The 20835-nt window shown below is 67.1% G+C and carries 16 protein-coding genes and 2 pseudogenes; 14 read left to right on the top strand and 4 right to left on the bottom strand.

The window, feature by feature from the left end:
* Nucleotides 1–47: 47 nt before the first annotated feature.
* Genes QT17_RS00645 through truA form a run of 4 tightly spaced genes read left to right on the top strand, consistent with a single transcriptional unit; the run spans nucleotide 48 to nucleotide 4393 of the window.
* Complete coding sequence (locus QT17_RS00645) at nucleotides 48–1037, top strand: iron ABC transporter substrate-binding protein (RefSeq protein WP_039455210.1); 990 nt, start codon at nucleotides 48–50, stop codon at nucleotides 1035–1037.
* A complete protein-coding gene (locus QT17_RS00640) occupies nucleotides 1038–2591 on the top strand; it encodes an iron ABC transporter permease (RefSeq protein ID WP_039455208.1) in 1554 nt (517 codons plus the stop codon).
* Nucleotides 2570–3619, top strand: a complete 1050-nt coding sequence (locus tag QT17_RS00635; protein WP_039455206.1) for an ABC transporter ATP-binding protein — start codon at nucleotides 2570–2572, stop codon at nucleotides 3617–3619. The genes QT17_RS00640 and QT17_RS00635 overlap by 22 nt, the downstream gene beginning before the upstream one ends.
* A 9-nt stretch (nucleotides 3620–3628) precedes the next feature.
* Nucleotides 3629–4393: a tRNA pseudouridine(38-40) synthase TruA gene (gene truA, locus QT17_RS00630; RefSeq protein WP_039455204.1), complete on the top strand. Its 765-nt coding sequence runs from the start codon at nucleotides 3629–3631 to the stop codon at nucleotides 4391–4393.
* 38 nt (nucleotides 4394–4431) lie between these two features.
* Here the strand turns inward: truA and QT17_RS00625 are convergent, their stop codons facing one another.
* From QT17_RS00625 to erpA, 4 genes and pseudogenes are all read right to left on the bottom strand, one after another.
* Nucleotides 4432–5619, bottom strand: a complete 1188-nt coding sequence (locus QT17_RS00625; protein WP_039455201.1) for an ABC transporter permease — start codon at nucleotides 5617–5619, stop codon at nucleotides 4432–4434.
* A 9-nt stretch (nucleotides 5620–5628) separates the two neighbouring features.
* Nucleotides 5629–6638, bottom strand: a pseudogene (locus tag QT17_RS00620) (ABC transporter permease).
* Between the two features lie 74 nt (nucleotides 6639–6712).
* Nucleotides 6713–8581, bottom strand: a complete 1869-nt coding sequence (locus QT17_RS00615) for a peptide ABC transporter substrate-binding protein (protein ID WP_039455188.1) — start codon at nucleotides 8579–8581, stop codon at nucleotides 6713–6715.
* Nucleotides 8582–8710: 129 nt separating this feature from the next.
* Nucleotides 8711–9091, bottom strand: coding sequence for an iron-sulfur cluster insertion protein ErpA (erpA, locus tag QT17_RS00610; protein ID WP_039455173.1), 381 nt, complete (start codon nucleotides 9089–9091; stop codon nucleotides 8711–8713).
* A 102-nt stretch (nucleotides 9092–9193) separates the two neighbouring features.
* Between erpA and QT17_RS00605 the strand changes: the two genes are divergently transcribed.
* The 10 genes and pseudogenes from QT17_RS00605 (at nucleotide 9194) to QT17_RS00560 (ending at nucleotide 20802) form a co-directional block, all read left to right on the top strand.
* Entirely contained in the window at nucleotides 9194–9403 is a 210-nt protein-coding gene (locus QT17_RS00605; protein WP_039455160.1) for a CDGSH iron-sulfur domain-containing protein, read from the top strand.
* A gap of 43 nt (nucleotides 9404–9446) precedes the next feature.
* Nucleotides 9447–10406: an aldo/keto reductase family protein gene (locus QT17_RS00600; RefSeq protein ID WP_039455147.1), complete on the top strand. Its 960-nt coding sequence runs from the start codon at nucleotides 9447–9449 to the stop codon at nucleotides 10404–10406.
* Nucleotides 10406–11650: an MFS transporter gene (locus QT17_RS00595; RefSeq protein WP_039455146.1), complete on the top strand. Its 1245-nt coding sequence runs from the start codon at nucleotides 10406–10408 to the stop codon at nucleotides 11648–11650. The genes QT17_RS00600 and QT17_RS00595 overlap by 1 nt, the downstream gene beginning before the upstream one ends.
* Nucleotides 11651–11659: 9 nt before the next feature.
* Nucleotides 11660–13009 carry an FAD-binding oxidoreductase gene (locus tag QT17_RS00590; RefSeq protein ID WP_039455144.1) on the top strand — a complete coding sequence of 450 codons (1350 nt, stop codon included), beginning with the start codon at nucleotides 11660–11662 and terminating at the stop codon, nucleotides 13007–13009.
* A gap of 9 nt (nucleotides 13010–13018) precedes the next feature.
* Nucleotides 13019–13287: pseudogene (locus QT17_RS00585) on the top strand (NIPSNAP family containing protein).
* A gap of 44 nt (nucleotides 13288–13331) precedes the next feature.
* Nucleotides 13332–14474, top strand: coding sequence for an ABC transporter permease (locus tag QT17_RS00580; RefSeq protein ID WP_039455140.1), 1143 nt, complete (start codon nucleotides 13332–13334; stop codon nucleotides 14472–14474).
* Nucleotides 14475–15155 carry an ABC transporter ATP-binding protein gene (locus QT17_RS00575; protein ID WP_039455138.1) on the top strand — a complete coding sequence of 227 codons (681 nt, stop codon included), beginning with the start codon at nucleotides 14475–14477 and terminating at the stop codon, nucleotides 15153–15155.
* Nucleotides 15156–15198: 43 nt separating this feature from the next.
* Complete coding sequence (locus tag QT17_RS00570; protein WP_039455136.1) at nucleotides 15199–16530, top strand: FAD-dependent oxidoreductase; 1332 nt, start codon at nucleotides 15199–15201, stop codon at nucleotides 16528–16530.
* 107 nt (nucleotides 16531–16637) lie between these two features.
* The gene (gene aceA / locus QT17_RS00565) at nucleotides 16638–17954 is read left to right on the top strand and encodes an isocitrate lyase (RefSeq protein WP_039455130.1); all 1317 of its coding nucleotides are present in this window, start codon (nucleotides 16638–16640) and stop codon (nucleotides 17952–17954) included.
* Between the two features lie 85 nt (nucleotides 17955–18039).
* Nucleotides 18040–20802 carry a hypothetical protein gene (locus tag QT17_RS00560; RefSeq protein ID WP_039455122.1) on the top strand — a complete coding sequence of 921 codons (2763 nt, stop codon included), beginning with the start codon at nucleotides 18040–18042 and terminating at the stop codon, nucleotides 20800–20802.
* The last annotated feature ends 33 nt before the right edge of the window (nucleotides 20803–20835 follow it).

Genomic DNA, 20835 nt, shown 5'->3' with positions numbered 1-20835 from the left:
AGAGGGCGCCCTCGCCCCCCCGGAGGCTTCCGGGAGAAGGAGGTAGGATGCGAAAGAGAACGTGGCTCGTGCTAGTCGGCTTAACCGCCCTGAGCCTGGCCCAGGCGCAGACCCTCACCATCTACTCTGGCCGGGGCCAAAGCCTGGTGGAACCCCTAATCAAGCAGTTTCAGGAGGAAACGGGGATCCGGGTCCAGGTGCGCTACGGTTCCGACGCCCAGATCCTGGCCGCCTTGCAGGAAGAAGGAAGCCGCTCCCCGGCAGACCTCTTCTGGGCCAACACCGCCGGGGCCTTGGGCCAGGCGGCGTCCCGGGGGCTTCTTAGGCCCTTGGGGGAAACCCTCCTCAAGCAGCCCCTGGCCTTCGTGCCCGCTTCCAAGACCTGGGTGCCGGTGACCGTGCGCCTTAGGGTGCTGGCCTATAACCCGCAGAAGTTCAAGCCGGAGGAGCTGCCGCAAAGCCTTCTAGACCTCCCCCGCTTCGCCCAGGAGAAGGGCCTCCAGGGCCGGGTGGGCTGGACCCCCACCTACTCCAGCTTCCAGGACATGGTGGCGGGGATGATCGCCCTGTACGGGGAAGCCCGGACCCGGGAGTGGCTTTTGGCCATGAAGGCCCTGAACCCCAAGGCCTACGCCTCCAACCCCGCCATGCTGGACGCCATCCGGGCGGGGGAGGTGGACCTGGGCTCCACCAACCACTACTACGTGGTCCGCTTCCGCCGGGCCGGGTACAACCTGGGCATGCACCACTTCCAAGACGGGGACGTGGGCAACCTGGCCTTGGTCACGGGGGCGGGGATCCTCAAAACCTCCAAGAACCTGGTGGCCGCCAACCGCTTCCTCACCTACCTCCTTTCCCCCAAGGGGCAGCAGTACTTCGTGGGCAACGTGGGGGAGTACCCCTTGGTGAAAGGCGTGGTGGTGGACCCCAACCTGCTCCCCTTGGACCAGGCCCTGCGGAAAAGCCCCAAGCTGGACTTTGAGCGCCTACCCCTGGACCAAGCCCTGAAGCTCCTGCGCGACCTGGGCATCTTGTAGATGGTCCGGCCTCGAGGCCTCCACCACCTGCCCGGGCTTTTGCCCTTCCTGGTGCCCGCCCTCCTCACGGGGGGCGGGGTGGCCTTGCCCCTGGCCTACCTGGTCCTGCGGGCCCTGGAGGCCGACCCCGGCGCCCTCCAAGAAATCCTCCTTCGCCCCAAAAACCTGGAGCTCCTCCGCAACACCCTGGCCCTCCTCGTGGGGGTCCTGGCCCTCACCACCCTCCTCGCCCTGCCCCTCGCCTTCCTCACCACCCGCACCGACCTCAAGGGCAAGCGCTTGTTTTCCCTGCTCCTCACCCTGCCCCTGGCCGTCCCGGGGTACGTGGGGGCTTACGTCCTCCTGGCCGCCACCGGCCCGGGGGGCATCCTGCCCTTGCCCCGCCTCGAGGGGTACGTGGGGGCCCTTTTCGTCCTTTCCTTCATCACCTACCCCTACCTCTTCCTCTCCTTGCGCGCCGCCTTTTTGGGCCTGGATCCCGCCTTGGAGGAGGCGGCGAGGACCCTGGGGATGGGCCCTTGGCGGGCCTTCTTCCGGGCCGCTTTCCCCCAGCTTCTGCCCGCCTTGCTCTCGGGCTACCTGGTGGTGGGCCTCCACGTCCTGGGAGACTTCGGCACGGTGAGCCTTCTGCGCTACGAAACCTTCTCCTACGCCATCTACCTGCAGTACAGCGCCGCCTTTGACCGGGTGTACGCCGCCTGGCTGGCCCTGCTGCTCCTCCTTCTCACCGGGGGGCTTTTGTGGCTGGAGGGCCTTCTCCTCCGCCGCCTCACCCTGGCCCGCACCGGAAAGGGAGCAAGCCGGCACCATAAGCCCCTTCGCCTGGGACCCTTCGCCCCCTTGGGCTACGCCCTAGCCCTCCTCCCCCCTCTTGTCGCCTTGGCCCTTCCCCTCTATGCCCTCTTCCACCTGGCCCGCCGCTTTCCCCAGGAGGGGCTTAGCGGGCTCTGGGAGGCTTTAGGGCATTCCGCCTTGGCCGCGGCCCCCGCCGCCTTCTTGGCCGTGGGGATGGCCCTGCCCTTGGCCTACCTGGCGGTGCGCCTTCCCTCCCCCGCCTCCCGCTTCCTGGAGCGCCTGGCCTACCTGGGGTACGCCATCCCCCCCTTGGCCTTCGCCCTGGCCTGGATCTTCTTCAGCCTCCGGAGCCTTCCCTTCCTCTACGGCACCCTGCCCCTTTTGGTCCTGGTCCTCGCCTTCCACTTCCTGGCGGAGAGCCTGGGCCCGGTGCGGGGAGCGCTTTTCCAGGTGCCAAGGCGCCTGGAGGAAGCGGCGAGGACCCTGGGGGAAACCCCCACGGGGGCCTTCTTCCGCGTCACCTTCCCCCTCCTTTGGCGGGGGGCGGTGGCGGGGGGAGCCTTGGCCTTCATCGGGGCGGTGAAGGAACTCCCCATCACCCTCCTCCTGGCCCCCATGGGCTACGCCACCTTGGCCACCCGGGTTTTCAGCTACACTCAAGAGGCCATGTTCGCTGAGGCCGCCCCCTTCGCCCTCCTCATCGCCCTTCTTTCGGCGGCCTTTGTGGGGGTGCTGCTTTGGACCGAGCGCCGCTTTTAGCCCTAAAGGGCATCCGCAAACGCTTCGGGGAGCACGAGGTGCTGAAGGGGATAGACCTCGCCGTCTACCCCGGGGAGATCTTGGCCTTGCTTGGGCCTTCGGGTTGCGGCAAGACCACCCTCCTTAGGGTCATCGCCGGCCTGGAAAGCCCCGACGGGGGAAGGGTGGTTCTGGAGGGCCAAGACATCACCCACCTTCCCCCAGAAAGGCGGGGCATCGGCTTCGTCTTCCAGGACTACGCCCTCTTTCCCCACCTCACCGCCTTGGGCAACGTGGCCTTCGGGCTCAAGGGGAAAGACCGCCTGCTCCGGGCGCAGAAGGCCCTGGAACGGGTGGGCATGACCCTCTTCCAGCACCGCAAGCCCCAGGAGCTTTCCGGCGGGCAACAGCAGCGGGTGGCCTTGGCCCGGGCCCTGGCCCCCGGCCCCAAGCTGGTCCTCCTGGACGAGCCCTTCTCCAGCCTGGACGCAAGCCTCCGGGCCGCCACCCGGGAAGAGGTGCGCAAGGTGCTCAAGGAAACGGGCACCACCGCCCTCCTGGTCACCCACGACCAAGAGGAGGCCCTTTCCTTCGCCGACCGCCTGGGGGTGATGCGGGACGGGAGGCTTTTGCAGGTGGACACCCCCGAGGCGGTCTACCTTAGGCCCAAGACCCCCTTTGTGGCCCAGTTCCTGGGGCGCACCAACCTCCTTTCCGGGGAGGGGAAGGGGCGCTACGCCGAAACCTGCCTTGGCCCCGTGGCCTTGGCCGAGCCCGCCCACGGACCCCTTCTCCTTTCCCTGCGCCCCGAGGCCTTGCGGCTCGCCCCCCCGGAGGCGGGCGGGGCCTTAGGTCGGGTGGTGGCCCGGGAGTTCAAGGGGCACGACCTCACCTACCGGGTGCGCCTCCTGGCCCCGGAGCGGGAGGTCCTGGTGCAAGAGGGGCCGGAAAGCCCCTTCCGGGTGGGGGATGTGGTGGCGGTCCAGGTGGTGGGGGAAGGGGTGGCCTTGGAAGGCCAAAGCCCCAAGGCCCCCGTGGGCACCGACTAAGCTTAGGGCGTGCGCCGCATCCTCCTCCTCGCCGAATACGACGGCACCCACTTCGCCGGGCTCCAGCGGCAACGGGAGGGCTTGCGCACGGTGCAGGGGGAGCTGGAGAAGGTCCTTCCCGCCATCGGGGCCCTCCCCAAGGCGGTGGCCGCCGGCCGCACCGACGCCGGGGTCCACGCCCTGGCCATGCCCTTCCACGTGGACCTGCAAGGCCGCATCCCCGTGGAAAGGATCCCCGAGGCCCTAAACCGCCTCCTCCCCGAGGACCTCAAGGTGCATGGCGCCAGGGAGGTGGCGAGGGACTTCCACGCCCGCAAGGATGCCCTGTGGCGCGCCTACCGCTACCGGGTCCTCCTAAGGCCCCACCCCTCGCCCCTTCTCCGCCACCGGGCCCTTTGGCTCCGGCACCCCTTGGACCTAAAGGCCGTGGAGGAGGCCCTTCCCCTTCTCCTTGGGCGGCACAACTTCCTGGGCTTCGCCAAGGAGGAGGTGCGGGAAGGGGTAAGGGAGCTCTTGGAGGCCAGGCTCTCGGTGGTGGAGGGGGAGGGGGGCCTCGAGGTCCACTTCCACTTCCGGGGCACGAGCTTCCTCCGGGGCCAGGTGCGGGGCATGGTGGGAACGCTTCTGGAAGTGGGCCTGGGCAAACGCTCCCCGGAAAGCCTAAAGGCCATCCTGCAAACCCAAGACCGCCGCCTCGCCGGCCCCTCCGCCCCACCCCACGGGCTTTACTTCGTGGAGGCGGCCTACCCGGAAGACCGCCTCACCCCAAGGTAAAAGAGACCGGCGTAGCCGGCCCCTGGACCCCCGAAGCCCTAGAGCCGGCTCCGCGGGTCCAGAGCGTCCCGCAGGCCGTCCCCCAGGTAGTTAAAGGCCAAGACGGTGATGAAGATCATGAAGCCCGGGGGCAGGGCCAGCCACGGGGCGGTGAAGATGTACTCCTGGGCGTTGGTCAGCATGTTGCCCCAGGTGGCCACCGGGGGCTGGATGCCAAAGCCCAGGAAGGAAAGCGCCGCCTCCGTAAGGATCGCCCCACCCACTTGCAGGGTAGCCTGGACGATGAGGGGGGCCAGGGTGTTGGGCACCAGGTGGCGGAACATGATGCGGGCGTCCGTGGCCCCCAGGGCCTGGGCGGCGGTGGCGTAGTCCTGCTCCCGCAGGGAGAGGATGTTCCCCCGCACCAGCCTCGCCGTGCCCAGCCAGCCGAAAAGCACCAAGATGGCGATGATGATGAAAACGCTCGCCGCATCCCCAAACACCCCTTGCGCCCACTGCCCCACCTTGACCCCAGGGTCCCGGAGGAGGGCGGAAAGCACCAGGAGCAAAGGCAGGGTGGGGATGGTGAGCATGAAGTCAATGAGGCGGCTGATGGCCACGTCCAGGTCCAGCCGGATCTGCCCCTTAAGCCCATACCAGGCGGCCCAGAGCACCAGGGCCAAGGTGAGCCCAAAGCCCAGGTAGCTCCCCACGCTTCCCGCCCGGATGCCGTCTTGGGCCAAGGCCCAGGCGATGGAAAGGACCAGGTAAAGCACCCCGTAGTAGAGGAACCAGGAAACCACCCGCCAAAGGGCGAAGCTCCAAGGGTAAAACCCCTCCCGCTCCCGGCGCAAAGGGCCCAGGTAAAAGCGCAAGGGGCGCCCGGAGAAGTAGCCCGCCAGCGTGCCCATAACGGTCCCCAGGATCACGCTGGAAAAGGCCACGGCGAAGCCCACCAAAAGGGAGATGCGGGAGCCATAGATGATGCGGGAAAGCACGTCCCGCCCCAGGTCGTCGGTGCCCAAGGGGTGCTCCCGGGAAGGGGGGTTGAAGTAGTACTGGCCCACGTCCTCCCCCGTGGGCTGGGCCGTGGGGTCATACGGGGCCAGCCAGGGGGCGAAGATGGCCATCAGGATGAGGAAGACGATGACCACCAGACTGGCCATGGCCATTTTGTGCCGCCGCAAGCGGCGCCAGAAGAGGCCGAAGAAGGTCCTGGGCTTAGGGGATGCGGTCGCGGTCGCCATGGTTCACCTCTAGCTGTAGCGGATGCGGGGGTCCACCACCGCATAGGCAAGGTCCGCCAACAGGTTGAAAAAGGCGGTCATCAAGGCCAAGAAGGCCAAGGCGGCCATGGCCACGTTGTAGTCCTTCTCCACCAAGGCGTCAAAGATGGCCCGTCCCATGCCCGGGTAGCTGAAGATGGTCTCGGTGATGGTGGCCCCGCCCAAAACCCCCGGGATGGCCAAGCCCACCAGGGTAACGATGGGGATGAGGGCGTTCCTTAGGGCATGCTTGTAGAGCACCACCCGCTCGGAAAGCCCCTTGGCCCGGGCGGTGCGGATGTAGTCTTGGGAGAGGACCTCCAAGAGGGAAGCCCGCATGAAGCGGGTCCACTCCGCCATCTGCAAGGAGGAAAGGGCGATGACGGGAAGGATCAGGTGCCAAGCCCACTGGCCAATAAACTCCCAAAGGCTCACCGCCCCCGAGCGCACGTCCTCCCACAAGACCCCGGGCACCCCCCCGTGGGGAAGCGGGGGAAACCGGGAACATGGTCAGGTAGCCAAATGGCAAAGAGATAGAGGAGGAGGATGCCCAGGAAGAACACCGGCATGGAAAACCCCACGAAAGACAGAAAGGTGATGACGTAGTCGGCCACGGAGTACTGGCGGACAGCGGAAAACACCCCCACGGGGATGGCCACCAGCAAAGCCAGGGTGAGGGCCAAGCCCGAGAGGAGTAGGGTCTTGGGTAGCCGCTGGACGAAGATGTACTCCGCCGCCGGAATGCCGTAGGTGCGGCTGTAGCCCAAGTCCCCCTGTACGGCGCGGGAAAGCCACTTGAAGTAGCGGATATAGAGGGGCTTGTCTAGGCCGTAGGCCCGCTTCAAGGCCTCAAACTGCTCGGCGGTCATGCGGGGGTTCTGCCGCTTGAGCTCCTCCAAAGGGTCCCCCGGCTGCAGGGCCAAAAGGGCGTAGATCACCACGCTGGCCGCCAGGAGTAAAGGGATCGTCTGCAAAAGCCTGCGCACCGTGTAGGCAAACACCGTTGTACCTCCCGTTTATGGCACTAAAAAGCCCGCTGGGGTTAACCCCAGCGGGCCCCACTATACCACCCAGGCTACTTGATGGAAAGGGCGTACTTCGCCTGGTCCCACTTCTTCACGGCCCCGCGGCTGGCCCAGCCGATCTCCCAGGCGTTCCAGCCGGGGTAGCCGAAGCCGCCGGCGTAGGCGCTGGCCACGTAGTTCACGAGGCCCTGGCGCACCACGTAGGGGTTGGCGCGGAAGTAGAGGGGCAGGGCGGGGAGCTCCTCGGCCCAGATCTCCTGCGCCCGGGCGAAGAGCTGCTTCCTGCGGGCCTCGTCAAACTCCAGCACCGCCTGGCTGGTCAAGCGGTCAAACTCGTCGTTGCGCCAGCCACCGATGTTCAGGCCCTGGTAGTTGTTTTCCTTGGTGGGCACCATGATGGCCCCGGTGTTCAGGTTCTTGTACTGGAAGAGGCCGCCATCTTCTTGGAGGCTGGACACCCAGGCGAACTCAAACATCCCCGTCCACTTGCACTCGGAGGCGCGCTGGATGTAGTCGTCGGCGAAGACCACGGCGGAAGGAGCGTTGTTGATCTTAACGGCGATGCCGATCTTCTTCAGGTCCTCGGCGAAGAACTGCTGCGTGCGCTCGCGGGTGGCGTTGCCGGCAGTGGTCACGTATTCAATCTCAAAGCGCACGGTGCGCCCGCCCACGGTGCGCTGCAGGATGCCGTCGGGCCCCTTGCGCCAGCCCATTTCCGCGAGGAGGGCCTCCGCCTTCTTCAGGTCAAACTCGTACTTCCGGACGTTGGGGTTGAAGAGGGGGTTGACGGGAGCGATCCAGGTGTGGGCCACGGGCTGGAGCCCGTCAAAGAAGGCCTTCACCAACCCCTCGCGGTTCAGGGCGTGGAGGATGGCCTGCCGGGTGCGCTTGTCGTTCAGGCCCAGGTCGCGCACGGCCTGGCAGTTTTCAAACTTGTTGATGTCAATGTGCTCCCAGATGGCCCCGGGCACGAACCAGATGTCAAAGCGGCCAGGAGCACGGCGGGCAAGCTGCGGGCTACGGCCCTGGTCAAAGGTGATGGAAACGCTAGAGGTAGCGTCAATGGAGCCCCCGAGGATGGCCACGAGGAGGGAGTTGGTGTTCTGGATGAAGCGGTAGACCACCTTCTGCACGTAGCGGCTCTCCCCACCTTCCGGCTTGATGGGGAAGTTGGGGTTCCGCTCCATCTCAATGGAGTTGCCCGGCACCCAGCGGCGGAGCTTGAAAGCTCCGGAGTAGACCATAGCCCCCCGGTTCAGGGCCTGGGGCGTGGCGAACTTGAGGAAGAAGTTGCGGTAAAGCTCGTTGAGCTTCTCCGCGTCCTTGTCGGGGTCCAGGTTGCGGGCCGCCGCCTTCACCTTTTCCCACTCTGCGCCCATGATGTGCTTAGGAGCATAGGTAGCGATGGGTCCATAAGTGTCGTAGTAGTAGGCAGGTTCAAAGATGAGGGTAAAATTACGGGCATCCCGAATGCGCACGCTTACCCGCTCCCAGTAGTCCGGGTTCAGCACGGCCATACCCTTGGCCTTGCCCACCTCAAAGAAAAAGGCCACGTCATCCGTAGTAATGGGCTTTCCGTCGGACCAGCGGGCATCCGGCCGGATGGTCAGGTCCATCTCCAGGCGCTTCTTGCCCCCGCCGATGTCCGTCACCCGAAGGCGCCCATTCTGCTGCGTGGGCACCTCGGTGGCCAGCACCGGGAAGTTCTGGCTATCGGCGTTAAAGCCGATGAAGGGGGCGAAAAGATAGCCCTCAATCTCACTCTTGATGGCCTGGTTGGAGATGATGGACAGGAAGTCCCCCGCCAGCACCCGGGGTTCCTGCGAGGCCCCGATCACCAGGCTGTTGTCCTGGGGCCCCGCCAGGGCAAGCCCCAGGGTGGTTAAACCGAGTACAGCGAGTTTGCCTAGTTTCCTCATACTGCCTCCTTTCGTGTGTGCGGCACTCTCCTTAGTGGCCGAGGTCATTATACGGCGCCCACTCTGAAGGTCAATGGGCCAAAGGTAAAGGGGCCTGAAACCAGGCCCCCAAATAACGGTGCGAAAGGCTTAGTGGCCGCAGGTGCGGGCCTCGCCCTCCTGGTCCTTGGTGCGGAAGGAATGGCCGCAGCCACAGGTGCTGGCGGCGTTGGGGTTGTTCACGGTGAAGCCGCCCCCCATCAGGCTTTCCACCCAGTCAATCTCCGAGCCCACCAGGTAGGGTAAGGACATGGGGTCCACCACCAGGCGCACCCCGTGCATCTCCACGAAGGTGTCCCCCTCCAACTCCCGCTCGTCCACGGCCATGCCGTACTGGAAGCCAGAGCACCCCCCGGACTTGATGTAGACCCGGATGGCCGCGTGCTCCTTGCCGTAGCGGGTCAGGATCTCCTTAGCCTTTTCCGCTGCCAAAGGAGTGATGCGGATAACCGCCTCCTGCGTTTCTACCATCCCCCAACCTCCTTACCCCGTAGCCTAGCACGGCAAGGGTAAAAGAAGGTGCCATAGCTCTCATACCTGTCGCTAGCCCAGGGCCTCGGGTAGCATAGGGGCATGCGGCTCGTGTTCCTGGAAAACGGCCCCATCCGCCTGGAAGGCGCCCGCTTTGTCCTGCGCCTGGGGGAGAAGGAAGAGGTCCTGGAGAAGCCCCGGGTCTTCCTCTGCCGCTGCGGGGGCTCGGCCAACAAGCCCTTCTGCGACGGTACCCACAAGAGGATTGGCTTCCAGGCGGAAGCCGGGGTGCTGGAGGTGGAAGGGGACTGACCCGCTGGTCAATTGCCGGGGCAAGGGGTAGACTCCTCTTGCCATGGGTGAGATGCGCTACCGGAAACTCGGCAAGTGGGGCCTGAAGGTCTCCGAGATCTCCTTGGGGGCCTGGGTGACCTTTGGGGACGTGGTCAAGGACAAGGAGACGGTCCGGGAGATCGTGAAGATCGCCTACGAAGGCGGGGTGAACTTCTTTGACAACGCCGACGTTTACGCCCGGGGCCTGGCGGAGGAGATCATGGGGGAGGTGCTTAAGGAGTTCCCCCGGCACACCCTGGTCCTCTCCACCAAGGCCTACTGGCCCATGTCCGAAGACCCCAACGACCGGGGCCTGAGCCGCAAGCACCTTCTGGAGAGCGTCACCAAAAGCCTGAAGCGGCTCAAGACCGACTACGTGGACCTCTTCTTCGCCCACCGCTACGACCCCGAGGTGCCCATGGAGGAAAGCGTCTACGCCATGCACACCATCGTGGAGAAGGGCTACGCCCTCTACTGGGGCACCTCGGAGTGGCCCGCCCCCCGCATCGCCGAGGCGGTGGCCTTCGCCAAGGCGAACGGCCTCCACCCCCCCATCGTGGAGCAGCCCCAGTACTCCATGCTCTACCGGGAACGGGTGGAAAACGAGATCCTCCCCGAGGCGGAGCGGTTCGGCCTGGGTCTTGTGGTGTGGAGCCCCTTGGCCCAGGGGATGCTCACGGGCAAGTACGACGAGGGGATCCCCGAAGACAGCCGCTTCGCCCGCTACGACCAGTTCCGGGCCCGCTACCTCACGGAGGAAAACCGCAAGAAGGTGCTGAAGCTCAAGGAGGTGGCGGAGGAGCTGGGCCTCACCCGCACCCAGCTGGCCCTGGCCTGGGTCCTCAGGCTTCCCGGGATCAGCAGCGCCATCACCGGGGCCACGCGGCCCGAGCAAATCCGGGAGAGCCTGGGCGCGGCCGGGGTGGACCTGCCCAAGGAAGCCCTGGAGAAGATTGAAGCCATCCTAAGGGACGAGGTTTAGTGGCGGGCTTCGCCGCCTTCCGCCTGCTCTGGGCGGGCCAGGCTTTGGCCCTGATGGGCCGGGAGATGACCTGGTTCGCCCTCACCCTTTTCGCCTACCAGAAGACGGGCCTGGCCACCACCCTTTCCCTTTTGGGGTTTTTCCACTTCCTGCCCCTCATCCTCCTCTCCCCTTTGGCGGGGGCCTTGGTGGACCGGTATCCCCGGAAGTGGGCCATGCTGGCCTCGGACCTGGCGGGAGGGGTGGCCACGGGAGTCCTCCTGCTCCTCTTCCTCGTGGGGCGCCTCGAGGTCTGGCACCTCTACCTGGTGTCCGCCTTTACCGGGGCGCTTTCCAGCCTGCACTGGCCCGCCCTTTCCGCCGCCCTTTCCGCCATGTTGGACAAGAAGGACTACGCCCGGGCCAGCGGCATGATGAGCCTGGCGGAGTCCCTGGCCGGGGTGGGGGCCCCGGTCCTGGCGGCGGCCCTCCTCAAGCCCTTGGGCCTCGAGGGCATCTTCGCCTTGGACCTTTTGGGAACTGCCACGGCGGTGACCACCCTCCTCCTCGTGCCCATCCCTAACCCCAAACCCCAGGCCCAGGAAAAGACCTCCCTTCTGGGGGAGGCCCTTTTTGGCTTTCGCTTCATCCTGGAAAGGCCACCCCTTCTCGGCCTCCAGCTCCTGTTCTTTGGGGTCAACTTCCTCACCACCCTGGCGGCCACGGTGATGCCCGCCATGGTCCTGGCCAAGACAGGGCTTTCGGAAAGCGCCTTGGCCCTGGTGCGCTCCGCCTCGGGCCTGGGCGGGGTGGTGGGAGGGCTTTTCCTCTCCCTCTGGGGCGGCCCCAAGCAGCGCGTCCACGGGGTCTTCTTGGGCATGGCCCTGTCCAGCCTGGCCCTGGCCCTCATGGGGGTGGTGGAGGGCCCTTGGGCCTGGGCGGCCCTGGCCTTCCTGGAGGCGTTTTTTATTCCACTTCTAAATGGCTCCAACCAGGCCATCTGGCAAGCCAAGGTGCCCCTGGCGGTCCAGGGCAAGGTCTTTGCCGCCCGGCGCATGATCGCCTGGTTCGCCACCCCCTTGGCCATGGTCCTTTCCGGCCCCCTGGCCGACCGGGTCTTCGGACCCCGCTTGGGGCAGGGGGAGGGGATCGCCCTCATGCTCCTCCTCTTCGGGGGCCTGGGGGTGCTTTGGGGGCTTTCCGGTTACCTCCTTCCCCGGGTGCGGGAGGTGGAAACCCTCCTCCCCGACGCCAAAGCGGACTAAACTTTCCCCATGGACAAGGTGGAAGCCCTGAAAAGCCTCCTGCCCTGGAAGGTGGAAACCTCCCTTGCGGAAAGGCGGCGCCACGGCAAGGACGAGGGCTACCCCGAGGAAGGGGAGGTCCTGGCCGTGGTCTACCCGGAAGGGGTGGAGGACGTGCAAAGGGCCCTCGCCTGGGCCCGGGAGCACAACGTGGCCGTCATCCCCTTCGGGGCGGGAACGAGCCTGGAGGGGGCCCTTTTGCCCGTGGGCGAGGCCATCAGCCTGGACATGTCCCGGATGAACCGGATCCTTCAGGTCCATCCCGCGGACTTCCTCTGCGTGGTGGAACCCGGCCTCACCCGCAAGGCGCTCAACGAGGCCCTCAAAGGCACGGGCCTCTTCTTCCCCGTGGACCCCGGGGCCGACGCCACCTTGGGGGGCATGGCCGCCACCAACGCCAGCGGCACCACCACGGTGCGCTACGGGGGCATGCGGCAAAACGTCCTGGCCCTGCAGGTGGTCCTGGCAAGCGGCGAGGTCCTGGAGCTTGGGCGAGGGGTGCGCAAGACGAGTGCTGGCTACGACCTGAAGGACCTCTTCATCGGCTCCGAGGGCACCTTGGGGGTCATCACCCGCCTGACCCTGCGCCTCCACCCCTTGCCCGAGCACGTCCACGCCCTAAGGGTCTTCTTCCCCGGGGTGGAGGAGGCGGCGGAAGCAAGCTACCGGGTTATGGCAGCGGGGCTTCCCGTGGCCCGCCTGGAACTTCTGGACGAACTCGCCCTGAAGGCCCTCAACCGCCACCTGGGGTCGGGCTTCCCCGAGCGCCCCGCCCTCTTCCTGGAGTTCCACTCCTCCACCCGGGAGGCCCTGGAGGCGGAAAGCGCCTTGGCCCTGGAGCTCATGCGGGAGGCGGGGGCCCTGGCGGTGGAGGCGGCCAAGACGGAGGAGGAGCGCAAGAAGCAGTGGGAGGCCCGCCACCAGGCCTACTGGGCCCTGGTTCACCTCTTCCCCGGCCACCGCTTCATGATCACGGACACCGCCGTCCCCCTTTCCCGCCTCCCCGAGGCGGTGCGCTTCGCCCAGGCACTCATTCGGGAAATGGGCCTCACCGGGAACATCCTGGGCCACGTGGGAGACGGCAACTTCCACACCTTGGTCCCCGTCCTTCCCGAGGAGTACAAAAAGGCGGAGGCTTACGCGGAAAAACTGGTAAAAAAGGCCCTGGAACTCGGGGGCACCTGCACCGCGGAGCACGGAGTGGGCCTGCGGAAGAAAAAGTGCCTTCCCCTGGAGCACGGCCCCGCCCTGGACTGGATGCGGCGACTAAAGGCCCTTCTGGACCCCGAGGGCCTTCTGAATCCGGGCAAGGTGGTCTAGACTTTCCTCATGGTCCAGATGCGCCGCTACCGCCTGAAAGAGGGGGCCAAGGAGGAGTTCCAAAAGGTCTTTCTGGAAACCATCGTCCCCTTGCGAAAGGCCCTGGGCTTTGAGATCCACGGGGCCTAGCTTTCCGACCGGGACTTCCTCTGGTTCGTGGCCCACGAGGACTTCGCCCGGGCGGAGAAGGCCTACTACAACCACCCGGAAAGACAAAAGGTGAACCCCCGGCCTTCCTGGAAGAGGTGGAAACCCAGTTTGTGGAGCGCCTCCTGTAGCCCCCGCCACCCCCCTTCCGCCTCCTTTGGGTAGGCTTGGGGGGATGGAAGTCTTCTACCTGGTCCTGCGCAACCTCCTGGCCCGGCCCGTGCGGAGCCTCCTCACTCTCCTCGGAGTCCTCATCGCCACCGCCAGCATGGTCCTTTTCCTCTCCTTTGGGGAGGGGCTTCGGCGCGCCCTATTCCAGGAGCTCTCCCGGGTGGGCCCCGCCATCCAGGTGGTGCCCGAAGGGAGCGAGGGGCTGGCCTTTAGCGCCTACCCGGAGATCACCCCCACCCAGGTGGAAGCCCTCAAGCGGGCCGCCGAAGCCCTGGGGGCGCAGGCGGTGATCCCCACCCTCTTCCTGGCCCGGGGCGGCCTTGACCCGCAAAATAGTTTTTTCTTCCAAGGGCTTCCCCCAGGGGTGAGCCCGGACCTCCTCTACCCCGGGCTTCGGGCTAAGGAAGGCCGCCTCCTTCCCTCAAAGGGCGGGGCGGTGGTGGGGGCCAAGCTGGCGGAGCGGACCGGGCTGGCCGTGGGAAGCCCCTTGCGCCTTTCTCCCCAGGTGACCCTGAAGGTGGAGGGAATCCTGGAGGAGAGCGGGGGCCTCGCCGACAACCTCATCTTCGCCCCCCTCAAGGCCCTGCAAATGGTTTTGGGCACGGAAAACGTGGGCGCCGTCCTGGTGGCCCTAAGCCCTGACAAGAAGGCGGAGGAGGTGGCCCGGGCCCTGGAAAGGGCGGTTCCCGGCCTCAAGGCCCAGACCACGGGGGAGGTGATGCGCTTCGCCGAGCGGGCCCTTAGGATCAGCGACCTGGTGCGCTTCGGCATCAGCCTGGTGGCCCTGGCGGTGGGCGGCCTCCTGGTGGCCAACACGGTGATGATGTCTGTCTACGAACGCACGCGGGAATTCGGGGTCATGCGGGCCTTGGGAGCTAAACGGGGCTTCATCTTCCGCCTCGTGGTGCTGGAAGCCCTCTTCCTCGCCCTCCTGGGCGGGGTGGGCGGGCTCGCCCTGGGGGGTGTGGCATCCCAGGCCATCAACCTCTACACCCAAAGCGAGGTGGGCCTGGCCCTATCCGCGGTGACGCCCAGGCTTTCCCTCTTCGCCCTCCTGGTGGCCTTGAGCCTGGGGCTTTTGGCCGGGCTCCTTCCCGCCCACCAGGCGAGCCGCATCCCCGTGGTGGAAGCCTTGGGGAGGGTCTAGATGCTCCGGGCCGAGAACCTGACCAAGCGCTACCGGCAAGGGGAGAAGGAAGTGGTGGCCCTCGAGGGCTTCACCTACACCTTCCCCCGAGGGGCCACCGCCATCGTGGGGCCTTCGGGAAGCGGCAAGACCACCCTCCTAAACCTCCTCGCCGGGCTGGACCTGCCCACGGAGGGCGGGGTCTACCTGGGGGAAATCCCCCTCCACCGCCTTTCCGAGGACGAGCGGTCGGAGGCGCGCCTAAAGCACATGGGCTTCGTCTTCCAGCAGTGGAACCTCATCCCCACCCTCACCGCCTGGGAAAACGTGGCCTTCCCCCTCCTCCTTGCGGGCTGGCCCCCCGCCAAAAGGCGCGCCCGGGCCCTGGCGCTTTTGGAAGGGGTGGGGCTTTCCCAGAGGGCCCACCACCTCCCGAACCGTCTTTCCGGCGGGGAGCAACAACGGGTGGCCCTGGCCCGGGCCCTGGCCCTGGACCCCCCCATCCTCTTCGCCGACGAGCCCACGGGCAACCTGGACGCCGAGGCCAAGGAAGAGATGGCGGCCCTTCTCTTCCAGGCGGGAAAGGAGCGCACCCTCATCCTGGTGACCCACGATCTGGAGCTGGCCGCCCGGGCGGAACGCATCCTGCACCTGAAGGGGGGGAGGCTCCTGCGGGAAGAGGTACCCCGGAAGGTGCCGTAGGCCGGGACACTTGGCCCAACCTCCTTGTGGCAAAATACCCCCCATGGGCAAGCGCATGGTGGTGGTGGGCGGGGTGGCGGGGGGTGCCTCCGCCGCCGCCAAGGCCAAGCGGGAAAACCCCGAGCTGGAGGTGGTGGTTTACGAGAAGTCGGGATGGGTCTCCTACGGGGCCTGCGGCCTGCCGTACGTGCTTTCAGGGGAGATCCCAAGCCTCGCCAAGCTCGTGGCCCGCACCCCGGAGGAGTTCCGCAAACAGGGGGTCCTCGTCCACACCCGCCACGAGGTGGTGGACATAAACCCCCACGAGCGGGTCCTCACGGTGTTTGACCACCGGGAGGGGCGCACCTTCCAGGACCGCTACGATTACCTGGTCCTGGCCACGGGGGCGAGGCCCGCCATCCCCCCCATTCCGGGCACGGAGCAGGCGGGGGTCTACACCCTAAGGAGCATGGAGGACGGGGAAAGGCTCCTGAAGGCCCTGGAAGGGGCCCGGCGGGCCGCCATCCTGGGGGCGGGGTACATCGGGCTCGAGGTGGCGGAGGCCTTCCGCAAGCGGGGCCTCGAGGTCACCCTCCTGGAGGCCAAGGAGCGCCCCCTGCCCCACTGGGACGAGGAGGTGGGAACCCTCCTCAAGGGGGAGCTGGAGCGCCACGGGGTGGAGGTCTGGACCGGGGTGCGGGTCCTGGCCATAGGGGGCGCAGGCCGGGTGGAGGCGGTGGAAACCTCGGAAGGGGTGGTGCCGGCGGATCTGGTCCTGGTGGCCACGGGGGTGCGGCCCAACACCGAACTGGCCCAGGCCATGGGGGTGGTCTTGGGCCCCACGGGGGCCATCGCCACCGACCAGGAGATGCGCACCAACCTGGAAGGGGTCTTCGCCGCCGGGGACGTGGCGGAAAGCTTCCACCGGGTGCTTGGGCGCCCCTACTGGCTTCCCCTGGGGGACGTGGCCAACAAGCACGGCCGCACGGCGGGAAGCGTCATCGCCGGCAAGGAGGCCCTCTTCCACGGGGTGGTGGGCACGGCCATCTTCAAGGCCTTCGGCCTGGCGGTGGCCACCACCGGGCTCCCCCTAGAGGCCGCCCTCAAGGAGGGGTACCGGGCCAAGAAAGTCTTCATCCAAAGCCGGGACGGGGCCCACTACTACCCGGGAAGCGCCCCCCTATGGGTGGAGTTGGTGTACGAGGAGGGCACAGGAAGGCTCTTGGGGGGAGCGGTGGTGGCCCACGGCCACGGGGCGCTCCGGGTGGACGTCCTGGCCGCCCTTCTCCACCGAGGGGGCACCCTGGAGGACCTCTTGGCCCTGGACCTGGCCTACGCCCCTCCCTATAGCCCTGTCTGGGACCCCCTCCTCATCGCCGCCCAGCAGGCCCGCTAGCGGTGTAGAAAATTCCCGTTCACACCAAAGGCCCGTGTGGGCCTTCGGACCTTACACACTACACCACACTGCTTCCAGACTCCAGACTGGTCCTCGGAGGTGGAAGCGTGGAACCCCTCAGCATGCTGACCCCGGAAATGCGGGAAGAGGCGGAGGCCCTCAGGCGGGAGTGGGAAACCAACCCAAGGTGGAAGGGCGTGAAGCGGGACTACCGGCCCGAGGACGTGGTGCGCCTCAGGCCCAGTATCCCCATAGAGTACACCCTGGCCAAACGGGGGGCGGAGAAGCTCTGGCGGCTCCTCCACGAGCGCCCCTACGTCCACACCTTCGGCGCCTACACCGGAGCCATGGCGGTGCAGATGGTGCGGGCGGGCCTCGAGGCCATTTACCTCTCCGGCTGGCAGGTGGCGGCGGACGCCAACCTGGCATGGCAAACCTACCCCGACCAGTCCCTCTACCCCTACAACTCCGTGCCCCAGATCGTGAAGCGCATCAACAACGCCCTCATGCGGGCCGACCAGATTGAGCGCTCCGAAGGCAAGGTGACCCGGGACTGGTACGTGCCCATCGTGGCCGACGCCGAGGCGGGCTTCGGCGGGGCGCTCAACGTCTTTGAGCTCACCAAGGCCATGATTGAGGCGGGAGCCGCCGGCATCCACTACGAGGACCAGCTGGCCTCGGAGAAGAAGTGCGGCCACCTGGGGGGCAAGGTCCTGGTGCCCACCTCCCAGCACATCCGCACCCTGCAGGCGGCCCGCCTGGCGGCGGACGTCATGGGGGTGCCCACGGTGATCATCGCCCGCACCGACGCCGAGGCCGCCACCCTCATCACCAGCGACATTGACGAGCGCGACCGCCCCTTCATCCTCAAGGACGAGCGCACCCCCGAGGGCTTCTACCGGGTGAAGAACGGGATTGAAGCGGGCATCGCCCGGGCGTTGGCCTACGCCCCTTACGCCGACGTCATCTGGATGGAGACCTCCAAGCCCGACCTCGAGGAGGCCCGCAAGTTCGCCGAGGCGGTGAAGCGGGAGTTCCCGGACAAGCTCCTCGCCTACAACCTCTCTCCTTCCTTCAACTGGAAGAAGTTCCTGGACGACGAGACCATCGCCAAGTTCAACCGGGAGCTGGGGGAGATGGGCTACAAGTTCCAGTTCATCACCCTGGCGGGCTGGCACACCCTGAACTACTACACCTGGGAGCTGGCCAAGGGGTACAAGGCCCGGGGTATGCCCGCCTTCGTGGAGCTCCAGCAGAAGGAGTTCCTGGCCCAGGCCCAAGGCTTCACCGCCGTGAAGCACCAGCGGGAGGTGGGGGCGGGCTACTTTGACGAGGTGGTCCTGGCCCTGACCCAAGGGCAGGCCTCCACCCTGGCCCTGAAGGGCTCCACCGAGGAGGCTCAGTTCAACGAGCCCGTCCACTAAGGAAACCCCTTCCCGGCCGCCCCCTGGGTGGGGCGGCTTTTGCTTGTAAAAAACGCCAACACCAAGTTAGGATGGTGTAAGTACTATGGCCGAAGCACCTACACCCTGGCTCCGCTACTTGGAGGAGCTAAGGCCCCACCTCCGGGGCCGGGACCACCGGGGTAAGCGGGGTTCCTTGCGCTGGCTCGAGGCCCTCATGACCGAGCGGGGAGGCCGGGCCGGCACCGTGCGCAACATCCTCTACAAGGACCTGGGAAGCCCCGAGGAGAAGGAGCGCCTTTACGAGGTCATCGCCGACCTCTACCGGGAGGCGGGCCTCACCCCTCCACCCCCGCCAGCGGAGCTTTTCTTGGAAAGCGCCCGCAAGGCCTTGGGCCGGGACAAGCGCCGCATCTTCCGCCGCTTCCTCAAGGAGCTGGAGGCGGGGGGGCGGCCCCAGATGGTGGTGGTGGGGGGTCCGGCCACGGGGAAAGGCGTCCTCCTTTCCGCCCTGGCCCGGGCCCTTTCCGCCCTGCCGGGGCGGGAGCCCGTGCTCCTCAACCTGGGGGGGGAGCTGGCCCAGGCCCTGGTGCCCTTGGCGGAAACCCTGGGGGTGGGGGAGGAGGCGCGGGGGCTTTTGGCCCAGCTTTCCCCCACCCAGCCCTACATCCTGCAAGGGGCCCTGGCGCAAGAGGTCCTGACCCTTTTGGCCCGGGCCCTGAACGGGCGGGGCCGCCCCCTCTTGCTTCGGGCCGAGGCGGAGGGAACCCTAGAGGGCCTCCCCTTGCGGGGGCCGGACGGGAGCAAACGGAGCCTAGCGGCCTGGCTTGAACCCTTCCTAAAGGCCCTGCAGGTGCCTTACCTGGCCGCCCTTTCCGAGCCACCCCCCACCCTTCCCTACCAACCCCTCTCCCCGCCGAGCCGGGAAGAGGCGAGGCGTTTCGTGCGGGAGAGGCTTCCCCACCTGCCCCCCGAGCGCCTCGAGGCCCTGGTGAACCAGGCAGGCCGCAACTTCGGGGAGCTTTCCCGCCTCGTCCTCCTGGAGGCGGCCAAGCACGACCCCAAGACCCCCCTCCAGGACGACCCCACCCTACGCCCCCTCCTCCAGGCCCTCGCCGCCTTTAGCCCCGAGGCCGACCCCGCCTTTCCCTTGGAGCTTCTGGAAAAGGCCCTGGGCCGCCCCCTGGAAAAGCTTTCCCAGGCGGAGCGGGCCCTTCTGGACTGGGTGGGGGAAGGTTTGGTGCGCCCCTCGTTGCGCACCTTCCTCCCCGAGGAGGCTCCCCAGGAGCTCCACCGCCTGGCCCTGGCGTACTTCCCCAAGGAAAACCTCTTCCGCAAGCTCTACCACGCCCACAAAGCGGGGGAACGGAAAATACTCCTTGAACTCTTACAAGAAGACCCCGCCCGCCTGGCCCTCCTCCCGGGCCTTTGGCCGGAGGCCCAGACCTGGCCCAAGGAGGACCTAAAAACCCTGGCAGCGGTGGTGGTGCGCTACCGGGCGGTCCTGGGCCAGTACGCCCACCCGGAGGCGGAAGAGGCCCTAAAGGTCCTCTCCCAGGCGGAAGACCCCTCTTTGCGCACCTGGGCCCGCATCAAGGGGGCGGAGGCCAAGGCGGACGCCGCCCTTTATCGGGAGGCGGAGGACCTTCTCCCCCCCAAGGAGGACCTCCTCCACCTGGACGAGACCGCCCAGGCGGAAGGCCTTTTGGTCATAGCGGCGGTGGAGCGCTGGAAGGGGGATTACGAGAAGGCGGCCAAGCTGGTGGAGGAGGCGGAAGCCCTGCCCGTGGCCCCCTTCCTGCGGGACCGGGTGCAGCTTTGGCGGGGCCTGGTGGCCAAGGACCTGGGCCGCTACGAGGAGGCCCTGGCCGCCTTGGCCCAGGTGGGACACGATCCCCTGCTTCTAGGCCGGGCCCGCTACCAGATGGGGGACCTCCTCATGCGCCTAGGCCGTTTGGAGGCGGAAACCCGCATGGCGGAGGGCCTAAGGTTTTTGGAGGAAGCCGGGGCCCCCAAGGACGAGGTGGCCCGGGTCCGGGCCCGCTACGCCACCCTTCTTCGGCGCCTCGGCCGCTACGGCGAAGCGGAGGCCGCCATCCAAAAGGCCCTGGCCGAGGCGGAAGACCCCTTCACCCGGGCCCGGGTGGAAAGCGAGGCGGGGATCCTCGAGGCCGCCCGAGGCCGGGCCTTTGAGGCCTTGGGCTACCTCCGGCGGGCCGAGGCCTACTTCCGCACCACCCCCGAGCGCCCCAAGGAGGCCCGCTACCGCCACCTGCGCACCCTTTTCCGCTTGGGGGCCGCCTACCTCCTCCTGGAGGCGGGCCAGCCCTACCGGGCCCCGTTCCTGGGAGGGCTTTCCGCCCCCACCGCCTTTCGCCTCCTCCGGGACCTCCTTCGGGAAATCCCCGAAGAGGCCACGGACCGCTACACCGCCTTGCGCCTGGATACGGCAAGCCTCCTCGCCCTCCTCCTCCCCCCGGAGGAAGGCCGAGCCCTGCTCAAACCCCTCCTGGGCCTGGAGAACCCCTACCTCAGGGCCCAGGCCCGCCTGGGCTACGCCGAGGCCTTGGCCCGGGAAAGAAGCTTCGGCGAAGCCCTGGCCCAGATCGTGGCCCTCCCCCCCTTGGAGGACCCCGGCCTTTTGGCCCAGGCCCGGGCGGTGGAGGTGCTTTCCCTTTTGGGGCTTGGGGAACGGGAGGCCGCCTGGCACAAGCTCTCCGAGGCCCGCCAAGGAAGCCTGCCCGAACCCTTCCGCTTCCAACTTGGCCGCGCCCTGGGCCGCTTCTGCCCAGAGCTGGAGGCCCGCCTCGCTCCCGGCCCCTTGGCCCTCCCCGAGGCCTTGGGCTTCCACCTGGCAAATCCCGACTAAACCACTATACTTTTGGAGGCGGAGGGGCTATAC

This window comes from Thermus sp. 2.9, from assembly GCF_000794385.1.
Lineage (GTDB): Bacteria > Deinococcota > Deinococci > Deinococcales > Thermaceae > Thermus > Thermus thalpophilus.
The sequence above is the reverse complement of the archived record's forward strand: the minus strand, read 5'-3'. Positions and strand labels throughout refer to the sequence as shown.

What these genes read in the sequence shown, in the direction of transcription:
- QT17_RS00645 (WP_039455210.1), top strand. Translation starts at nt 48, where the DNA reads ATGCGAAAGAGAACGTGGCTCGTGCTAGTCGGCTTAACCGCCCTGAGC.
- QT17_RS00640 (WP_039455208.1), top strand. Translation starts at nt 1,038, where the DNA reads ATGGTCCGGCCTCGAGGCCTCCACCACCTGCCCGGGCTTTTGCCCTTC.
- QT17_RS00625 (WP_039455201.1), bottom strand. Translation starts at nt 5,619, where the DNA reads ATGGCGACCGCGACCGCATCCCCTAAGCCCAGGACCTTCTTCGGCCTC.
- QT17_RS00615 (WP_039455188.1), bottom strand. Translation starts at nt 8,581, where the DNA reads ATGAGGAAACTAGGCAAACTCGCTGTACTCGGTTTAACCACCCTGGGG.
- erpA (WP_039455173.1), bottom strand. Translation starts at nt 9,091, where the DNA reads ATGGTAGAAACGCAGGAGGCGGTTATCCGCATCACTCCTTTGGCAGCG.
- QT17_RS00605 (WP_039455160.1), top strand. Translation starts at nt 9,194, where the DNA reads ATGCGGCTCGTGTTCCTGGAAAACGGCCCCATCCGCCTGGAAGGCGCC.
- QT17_RS00600 (WP_039455147.1), top strand. Translation starts at nt 9,447, where the DNA reads ATGGGTGAGATGCGCTACCGGAAACTCGGCAAGTGGGGCCTGAAGGTC.
- QT17_RS00590 (WP_039455144.1), top strand. Translation starts at nt 11,660, where the DNA reads ATGGACAAGGTGGAAGCCCTGAAAAGCCTCCTGCCCTGGAAGGTGGAA.
- QT17_RS00580 (WP_039455140.1), top strand. Translation starts at nt 13,332, where the DNA reads ATGGAAGTCTTCTACCTGGTCCTGCGCAACCTCCTGGCCCGGCCCGTG.
- QT17_RS00575 (WP_039455138.1), top strand. Translation starts at nt 14,475, where the DNA reads ATGCTCCGGGCCGAGAACCTGACCAAGCGCTACCGGCAAGGGGAGAAG.
- QT17_RS00570 (WP_039455136.1), top strand. Translation starts at nt 15,199, where the DNA reads ATGGGCAAGCGCATGGTGGTGGTGGGCGGGGTGGCGGGGGGTGCCTCC.
- QT17_RS00560 (WP_039455122.1), top strand. Translation starts at nt 18,040, where the DNA reads ATGGCCGAAGCACCTACACCCTGGCTCCGCTACTTGGAGGAGCTAAGG.